The sequence below is a fragment of the Citrobacter sp. wls714 genome (assembly GCF_005281025.1).
In the GTDB taxonomy this organism is placed as follows: domain Bacteria; phylum Pseudomonadota; class Gammaproteobacteria; order Enterobacterales; family Enterobacteriaceae; genus Citrobacter; species Citrobacter werkmanii.
Genome location: NZ_SZWZ01000095.1, coordinates 221,380 through 235,999, shown reverse-complemented (window position 1 = coordinate 235,999; position 14,620 = coordinate 221,380). Strand labels below are relative to the sequence as shown.

General features: G+C 52.1%; 11 protein-coding genes. 3 read left to right on the top strand and 8 right to left on the bottom strand.

Going from position 1 to position 14,620, the window contains the following annotated elements; genetic code table 11:
- Positions 1 to 58: 58 nt before the first annotated feature.
- The 6 genes from traT to pdhR all read right to left on the bottom strand — a co-directional run bounded on the left by traT (position 59) and on the right by pdhR (position 8,641).
- On the bottom strand, positions 59 to 790 hold the full coding sequence (gene traT, locus FDX11_RS21595; protein WP_061382962.1) for a conjugal transfer complement resistance protein TraT: 732 nt from the start codon (positions 788 to 790) through the stop codon (positions 59 to 61).
- A 197-nt stretch (positions 791 to 987) separates the two neighbouring features.
- Positions 988 to 1,272, bottom strand: coding sequence for a hypothetical protein (locus FDX11_RS21590; RefSeq protein WP_060855471.1), 285 nt, complete (start codon positions 1,270 to 1,272; stop codon positions 988 to 990).
- 271 nt (positions 1,273 to 1,543) lie between these two features.
- On the bottom strand, positions 1,544 to 2,968 hold the full coding sequence (lpdA, locus tag FDX11_RS21585; protein ID WP_003018686.1) for a dihydrolipoyl dehydrogenase: 1,425 nt from the start codon (positions 2,966 to 2,968) through the stop codon (positions 1,544 to 1,546).
- A gap of 175 nt (positions 2,969 to 3,143) precedes the next feature.
- Positions 3,144 to 5,036, bottom strand: a complete 1,893-nt coding sequence (gene aceF, locus FDX11_RS21580) for a pyruvate dehydrogenase complex dihydrolipoyllysine-residue acetyltransferase (protein WP_137398516.1) — start codon at positions 5,034 to 5,036, stop codon at positions 3,144 to 3,146.
- Between the two features lie 14 nt (positions 5,037 to 5,050).
- Entirely contained in the window at positions 5,051 to 7,714 is a 2,664-nt protein-coding gene (aceE, locus tag FDX11_RS21575; RefSeq protein WP_079225503.1) for a pyruvate dehydrogenase (acetyl-transferring), homodimeric type, read from the bottom strand.
- A gap of 162 nt (positions 7,715 to 7,876) precedes the next feature.
- Positions 7,877 to 8,641 carry a pyruvate dehydrogenase complex transcriptional repressor PdhR gene (gene pdhR, locus FDX11_RS21570; protein ID WP_003018699.1) on the bottom strand — a complete coding sequence of 255 codons (765 nt, stop codon included), beginning with the start codon at positions 8,639 to 8,641 and terminating at the stop codon, positions 7,877 to 7,879.
- Positions 8,642 to 9,205: 564 nt separating this feature from the next.
- Between pdhR and aroP the strand changes: the two genes are divergently transcribed.
- The 3 genes from aroP to FDX11_RS21550 all read left to right on the top strand — a co-directional run bounded on the left by aroP (position 9,206) and on the right by FDX11_RS21550 (position 13,093).
- A complete protein-coding gene (gene aroP, locus FDX11_RS21565; RefSeq protein WP_170975623.1) occupies positions 9,206 to 10,579 on the top strand; it encodes an aromatic amino acid transporter AroP in 1,374 nt (457 codons plus the stop codon).
- A 157-nt stretch (positions 10,580 to 10,736) separates the two neighbouring features.
- A complete protein-coding gene (locus FDX11_RS21555) occupies positions 10,737 to 12,143 on the top strand; it encodes a glycoside-pentoside-hexuronide (GPH):cation symporter (protein ID WP_137398515.1) in 1,407 nt (468 codons plus the stop codon).
- Complete coding sequence (locus FDX11_RS21550; RefSeq protein ID WP_137398514.1) at positions 12,143 to 13,093, top strand: family 43 glycosylhydrolase; 951 nt, start codon at positions 12,143 to 12,145, stop codon at positions 13,091 to 13,093. The genes FDX11_RS21555 and FDX11_RS21550 overlap by 1 nt, the downstream gene beginning before the upstream one ends.
- Positions 13,094 to 13,168: 75 nt before the next feature.
- Here FDX11_RS21550 and ampE read toward each other — a convergent pair whose 3' ends face one another.
- Together ampE and ampD are read right to left on the bottom strand one after the other, a co-directional pair.
- Positions 13,169 to 14,023 carry a beta-lactamase regulator AmpE gene (ampE, locus tag FDX11_RS21545; protein WP_137365158.1) on the bottom strand — a complete coding sequence of 285 codons (855 nt, stop codon included), beginning with the start codon at positions 14,021 to 14,023 and terminating at the stop codon, positions 13,169 to 13,171.
- The gene (ampD, locus tag FDX11_RS21540; protein WP_137398513.1) at positions 14,020 to 14,583 is read right to left on the bottom strand and encodes a 1,6-anhydro-N-acetylmuramyl-L-alanine amidase AmpD; all 564 of its coding nucleotides are present in this window, start codon (positions 14,581 to 14,583) and stop codon (positions 14,020 to 14,022) included. Before ampD ends, ampE begins: the two co-directional genes overlap by 4 nt.
- Positions 14,584 to 14,620: the final 37 nt, after the last annotated feature.

Here is a 14,620-nt window from a genome sequence, read left to right as displayed (position 1 = left end):
CCCAGAATCGAAGGATGAGTTGCCGGGTAAGCGTAGCCACCCGGCAACTCGCAACAAATTACAGGATGTTAGCGACAGATTTCGCTAGTTGAGCTTCCAGAACCGGCTTCGCTTCTTCGAACTTCAGGTTCACTTTATTGGCATTAGATACTACTCGGGTCTGATATTTGGCGCGATCGCCTTGCGCAGTGCTGGTTTGCAGCTTGATGCCGGACGTCCCCTGACGCAGCGCGGCAACGTTATCTGTTGTCACTTTCGCTTTGCTGCGCTCGGAGATTTGCAGGTCAGTGACCATGGTGTAGTTTACGTCTTCCACCATCGCATCAGCAGCCATACCGATCAGTCCCGCTGCCAGGCCAACGCCCAGCGCCGCACCGGAGGAGTTGCTGTTATAAGCGGTAATCCCCGCGCCTAAAGCAGCCCCCATCGCCGCCCCTTCATAACCGGTCTTCAGGAAGCCCTGAGCTTCGCGCAGATCCATTTTGTCCGCTTTCAGTACGTTCGCCTGCACCCAGTAGTAAGCGCTGTCCGGTGAACTGGTCACTTTATAGCCCTTCGCGGACAGGTCATTTGCCAGCAGGGTTTGCAGGTTGCTCATGTCTTTATCGGAAGTGTTTTTCACCTGAATGTAGACGGTCTTCTCGCTGGAAGGCTCCAGCCAGATGGTCTCACTCATCTGCGTTTTCACTTCAAGATTACGTTTTTTAACGGCGGTGGTCATGGCACCACACCCGGTCAGCGTCATTGTCGCGACAACCATGCCAACAACCGCGATTTTTTTTAAAGACATGTTTTTTCCTTTTTTCGTGTAATAGAGAGTCCAGAGCCTCTTAACCGCGCGGCCAGTAGCCACACAATGGCGAAAAAAGTATCGGCAGTTGCGCAATTTTTTTTAGCGGAAATATCAATAAGATGACTACCAGAACTGGTAGTTTGGAATTGGCGACGCTCACGTCAGCGTGAATTTGTCTGACGTGAGCGGGAGAGTTAATTCTGATGCGGCATTAATTCAGGATAACCTTTAAACGCCGGCTTCGTGCTGGTAAGTGCTACTTCATCAGCTCGAATGCTGCCAGAGTTTGTGGCCCACACACCTTCCTGTGTCTGGCTAATCTGCTGATGCTGCGCATTCAAATTTTGTCCCATTGCTGCAATATGCGTGCTTTCTGTACCACCGCTGTTGGTAGCCCATGGGATGACGGCGTCCTGCGCCAGCGCCATGCCGGAAATAAACACGGTAGTCATTACTGCTGCTTTTAAAAAACGTTTCATCATTTCCCCTCTCAATTTGTTATCACGCTATTAGTTTAGAGGGTTATTAATTTCATCTAATGACAAGATAAGGTGATTTATTTCTTGTGAAACAGTACGTTGACTTGGAATGGAGATTTCATGCGGTTCGGGCGTATCGTGCGGTACGGGAAAAAACATTTTCTGGCAATTCGGCGATTTACCTTAATTTTTGCCAGATTTTGACACTATTGTGTAACAAACACATAAAAAAAAAGCGGCCATTCAGCCGCTTTTTATCATTTTGGAAAAATTACTTTTTCTTCGCTTTCGGGTTCGGCAGGTCGGTGATGCTACCTTCGAACACTTCAGCTGCCAGGCCAACGGACTCGTGCAGAGTCGGGTGAGCGTGGATGGTCAGCGCGATGTCTTCAGCGTCACAGCCCATTTCGATCGCCAGACCGATTTCACCCAGCAGCTCGCCGCCGTTGGTACCGACAATCGCCCCACCGATCACACGGTGAGATTCTTTGTCGAAAATCAGTTTGGTCATACCGTCTGCGCAGTCAGAAGCGATAGCACGGCCAGAAGCAGCCCACGGGAAAGTGGCGGTTTCGTAGCTGATGCCTTTTTCTTTCGCTTCTTTCTCAGTCAGACCAACCCATGCAACTTCTGGTTCAGTGTACGCGATGGATGGGATAACTTTCGGATCGAAGTAGTGTTTCTTACCGGCGATAACTTCAGCGGCAACGTGACCTTCGTGAACACCTTTATGCGCCAGCATCGGCTGACCGACGATATCGCCGATAGCAAAGATGTGCGGCACGTTGGTGCGCAGCTGCTTGTCAACGCGGATGAAGCCACGGTCGTCAACTTCCACGCCAGCTTTGCCCGCATCGAGGTTTTTGCCGTTCGGTACACGACCGATAGCCACCAGCACGGCATCGTAACGCTGTGCTTCAGCAGGCGCTTTTTTGCCTTCCATGGAAACGTAGATACCGTCTTCTTTCGCTTCAACGGCGGTCACTTTGGTTTCCAGCATCAGGTTGAATTTCTTGCTGATGCGCTTGGTGAAGACTTTAACCACGTCTTTATCGGCAGCCGGGATAACCTGATCGAACATTTCAACCACGTCGATCTCTGAACCCAGTGCATGGTACACGGTACCCATTTCCAGACCGATGATACCGCCGCCCATAACCAGCAGGCGCTTAGGAACCGTTTTCAGTTCCAGCGCGTCAGTGGAGTCCCACACGCGCGGATCTTCGTGCGGAATGAACGGCAGCTCGATCGGACGGGAACCCGCCGCGATGATCGCGTTGTCGAAGTTGATCACGGTTTTGCCGTTTTCGCCTTCAACTTCCAGGGTGTTCGCCCCGGTAAATTTACCCAGACCGTTAACCACTTTCACTTTACGGCCTTTAGCCATACCAGCCAGACCGCCGGTCAGTTGAGTGATAACTTTTTCTTTCCAGGTACGAATCTTGTCGATATCGGTTTTCGGCTCGCCAAAAACGATACCGTGTTCAGCCAGCGCTTTGGCTTCTTCGATAACTTTTGCTACGTGCAGCAGCGCTTTAGAAGGGATACAGCCGACGTTCAGACAAACACCACCGAGGGTGCTGTAACGTTCTACGATGACGGTCTCCAGACCTAAATCTGCGCAACGGAAGGCAGCAGAGTAACCTGCAGGGCCTGCCCCAAGTACCACGACCTGAGTTTTGATTTCAGTGCTCATCATGACCTCTTAATTTATACCCGTCGTCCACCGGGTCGTTCTATCCGCCCGTATTTTACAAAATTGTTAACAATTTTGAAACAACAAACGGCAACCGATTTGTCTTTCGCACAATAACCTCACTGACTTCATGAGATTACCAGAAAAAAGCCGGCCGTCGGGCCGGCTTTTTCGCTTACATCACCAGGCGGCGAATGTCAGACAGCATGTTGTTGATGATGGTGATAAAGCGCGCACCATCCGCACCGTCGATTACGCGGTGGTCAAAGGAGAGCGAAATCGGCATCATCAGACGCGGCATAAACTCTTTACCGTTCCACACTGGCTCCATAGAGGACTTGGAGACACCGAGGATCGCCACTTCCGGCGCGTTCACAATCGGCGCGAAGTGGGTAGTACCCAGGCCACCGATGCTGGAGATGGTGAAGCAACCGCCCTGCATTTCGCCAGCGGTCAGCTTGCCATCACGCGCTTTCTTAGAGATGGTGGTCAGTTCGCGAGACAGCTCGGTAATGCTCTTCTTGTTCACGTCTTTGAAGACCGGAACAACCAGACCATTCGGGGTATCTACCGCAACGCCGATGTTGATGTATTTCTTCAGGGTCAGACGCTGACCGTCTTCGGACAGAGAGCTGTTGAAGCGCGGCATCTGTTCCAGAGCGGCGGCAACGGCTTTCATGATGAAGACTACTGGGGTGAATTTCACGTCCAGTTTACGTTTTTCAGCTTCGGCGTTCTGTTGTTTACGGAACGCTTCCAGATCGGTGATATCGGTCTTGTCGAAGTGAGTAACGTGCGGGATCATCACCCAGTTACGGCTCAGGTTAGCACCAGAGATTTTCTGGATACGGCCCAGTTCCACTTCTTCGATTTCACCAAACTTGCTGAAGTCCACTTTCGGCCAGGGCAGCATGCCCGGGATACCGCCGCCAGCAGATGCTGCCGGTGCAGACTCGGCGCGTTTAACCGCGTCTTTCACGTAAGCCTGAACGTCTTCACGCAGGATACGACCTTTACGACCAGTGCCTTTCACTTTCGCCAGGTTTACGCCGAATTCGCGCGCCAGGCGACGAATCAGCGGGGTGGCGTGGACGTAAGCGTCGTTTTCAGCGAAGTCAGATTTACCTTCCGCTTTTGCAGCTGGAGCCGCTGGCTTCTCAGCTTTCGCCGCAGGAGCCGGAGCCGCCGCTTCCTGTTTAGCCGGAGCGGCCGCAGGTGCTGCGCCTTCAACTTCGAAGACCATAATCAGAGAACCGGTTTTCACTTTGTCGCCGGTGCTGATTTTGATTTCTTTCACGGTACCCGCGAACGGAGCCGGAACTTCCATAGAAGCTTTGTCGCCTTCTACGGTGATCAGTGATTGTTCAGCGGCAATTTTATCGCCCACTTTAACCATCACTTCAGTGACTTCAACTTCGTCACCACCGATGTCCGGTACGTTAACTTCTTTCGAGCCAGAGGCTGCCGGAGCCGGAGCTGCTGCTGGAGCCGCTTCAGCTTTCGCCGGTGCAGCCGCGCCCGCTTCGCCCGCCACTTCAAAGATCATAATCAGGGAGCCAGTAGACACTTTGTCGCCGGTGTTGATTTTGATCTCTTTAACGGTACCTGCGAACGGCGCCGGAACTTCCATAGAGGCTTTGTCGCCTTCTACAGTGATCAGAGACTGTTCAGCCGCAACGGTGTCGCCCACTTTAACCATCACTTCGGTAACTTCAACTTCGTCACCACCGATGTCCGGTACGTGTACTTCTTTCGCCGCTGCCGCAGCAGGTGCTGCTGCCGGAGCTGCTTCTTTCTTCTCTTCTGCCGGAGCAGGTGCAGCGGCTGCTGCACCATCGGCGGAATCGAAAATCATGATCAGTTTGCCGGTCTCAGTTTTATCGCCAACAGAGACTTTGATCTCTTTAACGATACCAGCCTGAGGAGACGGAACTTCCATAGAGGCTTTGTCGCCTTCTACGGTGATCAGCGACTGTTCAGCTTCAACTTTGTCGCCCACTTTGACCAGGATCTCGGTGATTTCAACTTCATCAGCCCCGATGTCCGGTACATTGATTTCGATAGCCATTATTCTTTTACCTCTTACGCCAGACGCGGGTTAACTTTATCTGCATCGATGTTGAATTTGGTGATTGCGTCAGCAACCACTTTCTTATCGATTTCGCCACGTTTAGCCAGTTCGCCCAGGGCCGCTACAACCACGTAGGAAGCATCAACTTCGAAGTGGTGACGCAGGTTTTCACGGCTGTCAGAGCGACCGAAGCCGTCAGTACCCAGTACGCGGTAATCATCAGCCGGTACATAAGTACGAACCTGTTCGGCAAACAGTTTCATATAGTCAGTAGATGCTACTGCCGGTGCGTCGTTCATCACCTGAGCGATGTACGGAACGCGCGGCGTTTCCATCGGGTGCAGCATGTTCCAGCGCTCACAATCCTGGCCATCACGCGCCAGTTCAGTGAAGGAAGTTACGCTGTAAACGTCAGAACCTACACCGTAGTCTTTCGCCAGGATCTGCGCTGCTTCACGGACGTGACGCAGGATAGAACCGGAGCCCAGCAGCTGAACCTTACCTTTGCTACCTTCGATGGTTTCGAGTTTGTAGATACCTTTACGGATACCTTCCTCGGCACCTGCTGGCATTGCCGGCATGTGGTAGTTTTCGTTCAGCGTGGTGATATAGTAGTAAACGTTCTCTTGTTTCTCACCGTACATACGCTCCAGACCATCGTGCATGATGACCGCAACTTCGTACGCGTAAGACGGATCGTAAGAGATACAGTTCGGGATAGTCAGAGACTGAATATGGCTGTGACCATCTTCGTGCTGCAGACCTTCGCCGTTCAGCGTAGTACGACCGGAAGTACCACCAATCAGGAAGCCGCGCGCCTGCTGGTCACCAGCCTGCCAGCACAGGTCGCCGATACGCTGGAACCCGAACATGGAGTAGTAGATGTAGAACGGGATCATCGGCAGATCGTTGGTGCTGTAAGAAGTCGCAGCAGCAAGCCAGGATGCACCGGCACCCAGTTCGTTGATACCTTCCTGCAGGATCTGACCTTTCTCGTCTTCTTTATAGTAAGCAACCTGCTCACGGTCCTGCGGGGTGTACTGCTGGCCGTTCGGGCTGTAGATACCGATCTGACGGAACAGACCTTCCATACCGAAAGTACGCGCTTCGTCAGCGATGATCGGCACCAGACGATCTTTGATCGACTTGTTCTTCAGCATCACGTTCAGGGCACGAACGAACGCGATAGTGGTGGAGATTTCTTTGTTCTGCTCTTCCAGCAGCGCACCGAAGTCTTCCAGAGCCGGCAGTTCCAGCTTCTCGGTGAAGTTCGGCTGACGAGCAGGCAGGTAGCCGTGCAGTTTCTGACGCTGAGCGTGCAGATAGGTGTGCTCTTCAGAACCTTCCGGGAAGGTGATGTACGACAGGTTTTCAACCTGCTCATCGGTCACTGGAACGTTGAAACGGTCGCGGATATAACGCACGCCGTCCATGTTCATTTTCTTAACCTGGTGAGCGATGTTTTTACCTTCAGCAGTGTCACCCATGCCGTAACCTTTAATGGTATGGGCGAGGATTACAGTTGCTTTGCCTTTGGTTTCCTGCGCTTTTTTCAGTGCAGCGTAGACTTTCTTCGGATCGTGACCACCACGGTTCAGAGCCCAAATCTGCTCATCGGTCCAGTCAGCAACCAGAGCTGCGGTTTCCGGGTATTTACCGAAGAAATGCTCACGTACGTATGCGCCATCTTTGGATTTGAAGGTCTGGTAGTCGCCGTCAACGGTTTCGTTCATCAGCTGGATCAGTTTACCGCTGGTGTCTTTACGCAGCAGCTCATCCCAACGACCGCCCCACATGACTTTGATAACGTTCCAGCCAGCACCTGCAAAGATGCCTTCCAGTTCGTTAACAATCTTGCCGTTACCGGTGACCGGGCCGTCAAGACGCTGCAGGTTACAGTTGATAACAAAGACCAGGTTGTCCAGTTTTTCACGGGTCGCGATAGTGATCGCACCTTTAGATTCTGGCTCATCCATCTCGCCGTCGCCGAGGAAAGCGTAAACGGTTTGTTTAGAGGTATCTTTCAGGCCACGGTGTTCCAGATATTTCAGGAATTTAGCCTGGTAGATAGCACCGATTGGGCCCAGACCCATAGAGACGGTCGGGAACTGCCAGAATTCTGGCATCAGTTTCGGGTGTGGGTAGGAAGACAGGCCTTTGCCATGTACTTCCTGACGGAAGTTGTTCATCTGCTCTTCAGTCAGACGACCTTCCAGGAATGCGCGTGCGTAGATACCCGGAGAGATGTGACCCTGGAAGTATACCAGGTCGCCGCCATCCTGCTCGTTGCGTGCGCGGAAGAAGTGGTTGAAGCAAACATCATATACCGTTGCGGAGGACTGGAAGGATGCCATGTGGCCACCCAGCTCGAGGTCCTTTTTAGACGCGCGCAGTACGGTCATGATGGCGTTCCAGCGGATAGCAGAACGGATACGACGTTCCAGATCCAGATTACCCGGATATTCCGGTTCATCTTCAACGGCAATAGTGTTTACATAATTGCTGGCCCCTGCACCTGCCGCTACTTTCACGCCGCCTTTGCGCGCTTCTGAAAGCAGTTGGTCGATCAGATACTGAGCACGCTCAACACCTTCTTCACGGATGACCGATTCGATCGCCTGTAGCCAGTCGCGAGTTTCGATCGGATCCACGTCATTTGGGAAACGTTCTGACATGGGGGTATTCCTTATCTATCTAATACGTTGAGTTATCTGGAACCTGTCCCATTACGTTCTCGTCAGAGAGCGTAATAAGACAGGTTCTGCGTTTAGTTGCCGCGCATTTTATTAGCGCTTGATTTACAACATCTTCTGGTTAACGTTCTGCCAGAAAAATCACTAATTCTTTCGTTGCTCCAGACGGCGTAAGGCGCGTTCACGACGGCTTTCCTCACGGCTTCTGTCCAGTAAAATCTCTTCGATAAACGCCAGGTGACGGTGAGACGCTTCACGCGCCTCTTCAGGCTTCCCGGCGATGATTGCTTCAAAGATACGGGTACGATGACTGCTTACCAGCGGCAGCATCTCGCGACGCGCGTACAGCAATTCGAAGTTTTGACGAACATTCTGGGCCAGCATCGGCTCCATACACCTTAGCAGATGGAGCAGTACCACATTGTGTGCGGCTTCGGTGACAGCAATTTGATACTGGAGTACCGCATCGGATTCGCCGTCCAGATCGCCGGACTGTTGCGCAAGCTCGATCGCATGGTGGAGTTCACGGATACGCGTTTTGTCTTCATCCGTGCTGCGTAATGCAGCGTAATAGGCTGCAATACCTTCCAACGCATGGCGCGTCTCAAGCAGGTCAAACTGGGATTCAGGATGGTCAGAGAGCAGCTCTACCAGTGGGTCGCTAAAGCTCTGCCACAGGCTGCTCTGAACAAAAGTGCCACCGCCCTGACGACGAAGCAGTAACCCCTTCGCTTCAAGGCGTTGGATCGCCTCGCGTAAGGAGGGGCGGGAGACGTCAAACTGTTTTGCCAGCTCGCGTTCCGGTGGGAGTTTTTCTCCGGGGCGAAGTGTCCCCTCAAGAATTAAAAACTCCAGCTGCTGCTCAATCACATCGGAGAGTTTTGGTTGGCGGATTTTGCTGTAGGCCATGATTTCCTGTCTTAAGCCATTTGCCCGGAGTCAATTGGTCTTACCAATTTCATGTTCTTGACGCTAAAGTAACAAAGTATTCACCTTCTGTCCATACAGGTTTTGATTGAAATCAGTAAAGGGGGCATATTTTAACAACATTACAGAAATAACGTTTCAAACATGTAACTATGCACAAATGTTAAATTTACCCACCATGGGGTAGTTTTAACCGAATTGAAACGAAAAAATATATTATCTGAACCGATTCACCTACCTAATTATCGACTTTTAAAGCGAAATTAATGAATAAAAATTCAAAATGGAAATTTTGAGGTAGATAAACTCGCATTTACAAATGGTTTCTTTTTATTCAACTCGTCAACACCCTCGCATAAAGCAGGTGCATTCGCGCTCGCATAACATTATTCTGATCAAGACAAAAGTATTGAGGCAACATTTCCTTATTGGCATCTGTAAACAAATTAATACAACAAACGGAATTGCAAACTTACACACGCATTGCTGCGTAGTTCAAAAAATAAGTACTCGAAATATGAAGAGTAAAACCACACACGAGGTTTAATGATGGAAAGTCAACCGCATGGCGATCAGCTCAAGCGCGGCCTTAAAAACCGCCATATACAGCTCATCGCGCTGGGTGGCGCGATTGGTACCGGGTTATTCCTTGGTAGCGCATCCGTTATCCAGTCTGCAGGACCGGGGATTATTCTCGGTTACGCTATTGCCGGCTTTATCGCCTTTTTGATTATGCGTCAGTTAGGTGAAATGGTGGTTGAAGAGCCGGTTGCAGGCTCCTTTAGCCACTTTGCTTATAAATACTGGGGCGGTTTCGCGGGTTTCTCTTCCGGCTGGAACTATTGGGTACTGTACGTTTTGGTTGCCATGGCAGAGCTGACTGCCGTAGGTAAATACATTCAGTTCTGGTATCCGGAGATCCCAACCTGGGTTTCTGCGGCGGCCTTCTTCGTGCTGATCAACGCCATCAACCTGACCAACGTGAAGGTGTTTGGCGAGATGGAGTTCTGGTTTGCCATTATTAAAGTCATTGCCGTAGTTGCGATGATCCTGTTCGGCGGCTGGTTGCTGTTTAGCGGTAACGGCGGCCCACAGGCCAGCGTCAGCAACTTGTGGAGCCAGGGGGGCTTCCTGCCACACGGCTTCACCGGTCTGGTGATGATGATGGCGATTATCATGTTCTCCTTTGGTGGGCTGGAACTGGTCGGCATCACCGCAGCAGAAGCCGATAACCCGGAGCAAAGCATTCCGAAAGCGACTAACCAGGTTATCTACCGCATCCTGATTTTCTATGTCGGTTCGCTGGCGGTTCTGCTTTCCCTGATGCCGTGGACACGCGTCACGGCTGATACCAGCCCGTTTGTCCTTATTTTCCACGAGCTGGGCGACACCTTTGTTGCCAATGCGCTGAACATCGTGGTGTTGACCGCCGCCCTTTCTGTCTATAACAGCTGTGTATACTGCAATAGCCGCATGCTGTTCGGTCTGGCGCAGCAGGGCAACGCGCCGAAAGCGCTGATGAACGTCGACAAGCGCGGCGTACCGGTAAACACCATTCTGGTCTCCGCGCTGGTAACGGCTCTGTGTGTGTTGATCAACTATCTGGCGCCGGAATCCGCCTTTGGCCTGCTGATGGCATTGGTGGTTTCCGCCCTGGTGATCAACTGGGCGATGATCAGCCTGGCGCACATGAAGTTCCGCAAAGCCAAACAGCAGCAGGGCGTAACCACCCGCTTCCCGGCTCTGTTCTACCCGCTTGGTAACTGGGTGTGCCTGCTGTTCATGGCCGCAGTGCTGGTGATTATGCTGATGACGCCGGGCATGGCGATCTCGGTGTACTTAATCCCGGTATGGATTGGTATTCTTGGCATCGGCTATCTGTGCAAGCAGAAAACGGCCCGCGCGGTTAAAGCGCATTAAACTTCCCTCCCCCACCTGGACCGGGTGGGGGTTGTTACCTGCCTCACACTTTCCCATTCACGACTGTTTCGTCCATATCAGCGGCGTTATCCTGCAACGTAAAAACACCGGTACCAGACAATAATTCTCTCCATATCTTATTAATGGAGTGCAGTTGATGGAAACCAGTAAGCTCACGGTGAAAGAAAAGATCGGCTATGGAATGGGCGACGCCGGATGCAACATCATCTTTGGCGCCATCATGTTGTTTGTTAACTACTTTTATACAGATATTTTTGGTCTGGCGCCTGCCCTGGTCGGCGTATTACTACTCTCAGTACGCGTTATCGATGCCGTTACCGACCCTATAATGGGCGCGATGGCCGACCGCACACGCAGTAAATATGGTCGATTTCGTCCATGGCTTTTGTGGATGGCTTTCCCTTACGCATTATTCAGCGTGCTTATGTTTACCACCCCTGAGTGGACGTATAACAGCAAAGTTATCTATGCCTTCGTCACCTACTTCCTGCTCTCTATTACCTATACGGCGATCAACATTCCCTACTGTTCGCTCGGCAGCGTTATCACCAACGATCCCAAGGAACGCGTCGCCTGTCAGTCATATCGCTTTGTATTGGTAGGGATTGCAACCCTGCTACTCTCCCTCACCCTGCTGCCGATGGCTGACTGGTTTGGCGGGGAAGACAAAGCTAAAGGGTATCAGATGGCGATGGCGGTGCTCGCCTTCATCGGCATGTGTATGTTCCTGTTTTGCTTTGCATCAGTCCGTGAACGCGTTCGCCCCGCCGTGCAGACTAACGACGATTTAAAAGCCGACCTGAAAGACGTGTGGAAGAACGATCAGTGGGTAAAAATCCTGCTGTTAACCCTGTGCAACGTCTGCCCGGGCTTTATTCGCATGGCCGCCACCATGTACTACGTTACGTGGGTTATGCAACAAAGCACGCAGTTCGCCACGTTGTTTATCAGCCTCGGCGTCGTCGGCATGATGATCGGCAGCATGCTGGCGAAGGTATTAACCGATCGCTGGTGCAAACTGAAGGTGTTCTTCTGGACCAACATCATCCTGGCGATTTTCTCCGCTGCATTTTATTTCTTCGACCCGAAAGCCACCATGATGATCATGGTGCTCTACTTCCTGCTCAACATCCTGCATCAGATCCCTTCCCCGCTGCACTGGTCGTTGATGGCGGATGTCGATGACTACGGTGAGTGGAAAACCGGTAAGCGCATCACCGGGATCAGTTTCTCCGGTAACCTGTTCTTCCTCAAGCTGGGCCTGGCGATTGCCGGGGCGATGGTTGGCTTCCTGCTCTCCTGGTACGGCTACGATGCAGGGGCGAAAGCGCAAAGCGACTCTGCCATCAACGGTATTATGCTGCTGTTTACCATCATACCCGGCGTAGGCTACCTGATTACCGCAGGCGTGGTTCGTCTGCTGAAAGTTGACCGCGAGTTTATGCAGCAAATCCAGGCAGATTTAGAAAAGCGTCGCGCCAACTACCGTGAACTGAATGAATACCACGATATAAAAACGACTGAAACCGTAAGGAAAGCCTAATGAATCAGTGGCCAAATCCCTTTATCGAACAACGCGCCGATCCGTTTATCTTACGCGACGGTAGCCACTACTATTTCATTGCGTCAGTGCCAGAATATGACCGACTGGAGATTCGTCGGGCCGACTCTCTGGAGGGATTGCGCTCCGCCACTCCCGTTGTCGTCTGGCGTAAGCCGGAAAGTGGTCCTATGAGCCAACTCATCTGGGCGCCGGAACTTCATCATCTGGCGGGCAAGTGGTACATCTATTTTGCCGCTACCCATACTCAGGCGCTTGATAAGCTGGGGATGTTCCAGCACCGCATGTTTGCTTTGGAGTGCGCAGACGCCGATCCGTTGACCGGCAAGTGGATAGAGAAAGGCCAGATTAAAACGCAGTTTGATACCTTCGCCCTGGATGCCACCACCTTTAATCATCAGGGAAAACAGTGGTATCTATGGGCGCAAAAATCGCCCGATATCGCCGGAAATTCCAATATTTATCTCGCCGAGCTGGAAAACCCATGGACGATTAAAGGCGAGCCGGTCATGCTCAGCCATCCTGAGTATGACTGGGAATGCCGGGGTTTCTGGGTCAACGAAGGTCCGGCCGTCATGGTGCATGGCGACAAGCTGTTTATCAGCTATTCGGCCAGCGCCACCGATGAGAATTACTGTATGGGGTTACTGTGGATTGACCTCAACGCCGATCCGCTCACCCCGCAGAACTGGCAAAAATCACCGCGCCCGGTCTTTACCACCAGCTATGAAAATCGCCAGTATGGACCGGGACACAACAGCTTTACGCAAACGCCGGAAGGTGAAGATGTACTGGTGTACCACGCGAGAAATTACACCGAAATTGAAGGCGATCCGTTGTACGATCCAAACCGCCATACGCGTCTGAAACTGGTGCGCTGGGACGAAAACGGGATGCCTGATTTTGGCGTGCCGCCAGCGGATACGTATTGAGTCATTGCGCCGTTATCCGGCCTACATATGCGCCAGGCCGGATAAGGCGGTTATGCCGCTATCCGGCAACAATCGTTAGATCAGTGTTCCATAAATTGTCAGCAGCGCAATGACCACCACCACCACAAACGAAGTCTTCTTCGCCATTGAAACAGCCGCTTTTGGCGTTTCGACTTTATCAGTATGCGGTTCACGCGCCAGAGAGAACTGCGCCAGACGCGTTAACACCTGATATTGCGAAGTATGCAGATCCGCCAGTGAGGCAAACCAGGCCGGCAGCGCTTTCTCGCCGTGTCCCAGCAGCGCATAGACTACGCCAGCCAAACGAACCGGGATCCAGTCCAGCACATGCAGGATCGCATCAATACCCGATTGCAGACGCTGATGCGGCGTCTGATAGCGCGCCAGCCAGGACTGCCAGGCGCGTAAAAAGGCATAACCAACCAGCGTCACCGGTCCCCAAGGACCACCGACAATCAACCAGAATAACGGCGCCAGATAAAAGCGAAAGTTGTTCCATAACAGCGCGTTCTGCAGTTCACGCAGGAACTCACGCTCATCACAGTCCGGCGGAACACCATGGATAAGCGTCAGCTCGCTGGCCATCGCCTCACGAGCATGTACATCATCACGAGATGCCGCCTGTAAATAGGCGTGATAGTGGAGACGCGCCTTGCCTGCTCCAATGCACAGCAAGCCAATTAAGATCCACGCCACCAGTAACGGAACGTTAAACAGCAGCCCATGAACCGCGCGCAGCAGCAGGAATGTCAGCCCCATTGCAATCAGGGTCATGCCCACCGTACGCATCATCGAGAAGTGCTTAATTCGGCGGAAAAAAGCTTCCACCCGATGATCAAGCTGCCAGTGCTCACCCAGCTTAAACAGGCGTTCAACAATCAACACCAGTAATGTTGTAAACAACGTCATGTCATCTCCTTGTGCGACGAGGGGGTGACCAGGGCGCGAAATTTTGCCCAGTCAAAAGACGGCCCGGGATCGGTCTTACGCTCGGGGGCAATGTTGCAGTGTCCAGTTATATTGCTGGCAATGGTCGGATAACGCGTAATCAGTGCATTGGTCACGGCTGCAAGTTGCTTATACTGTGCATCGGTATAGGCCAGCGTATCCGTTCCTTCCAGCTCGATACCAATTGAAAAATCATTACAGCGCTCACGCCCCTGATAATTTGACACGCCCGCATGCCAGGCGCGTTTATCAAAAGGGACGTACTGCACAATCTCACCATCACGGCGGATCAAACAATGGGCCGAGACGCGCAAATGGGCGATCTCAGCAAAAAAAGGATGGGCATTGGGATCAATCGTGCCGGTAAACAACGCGTCTATCCACGGGCCGCCAAATTCGCCGGGCGGCAGACTGATATTATGCACCACCAGCAGAGAAGGGTTTTCGTCATCCGGGCGGCAATCGTAATGAGGAGAGGGAACGCGTCGCGCCTCTGCCAGCCAACCCTCATCTAACAACATGCAGAATCTCCTTATTGGTGGTGCTCATATCAGGTTC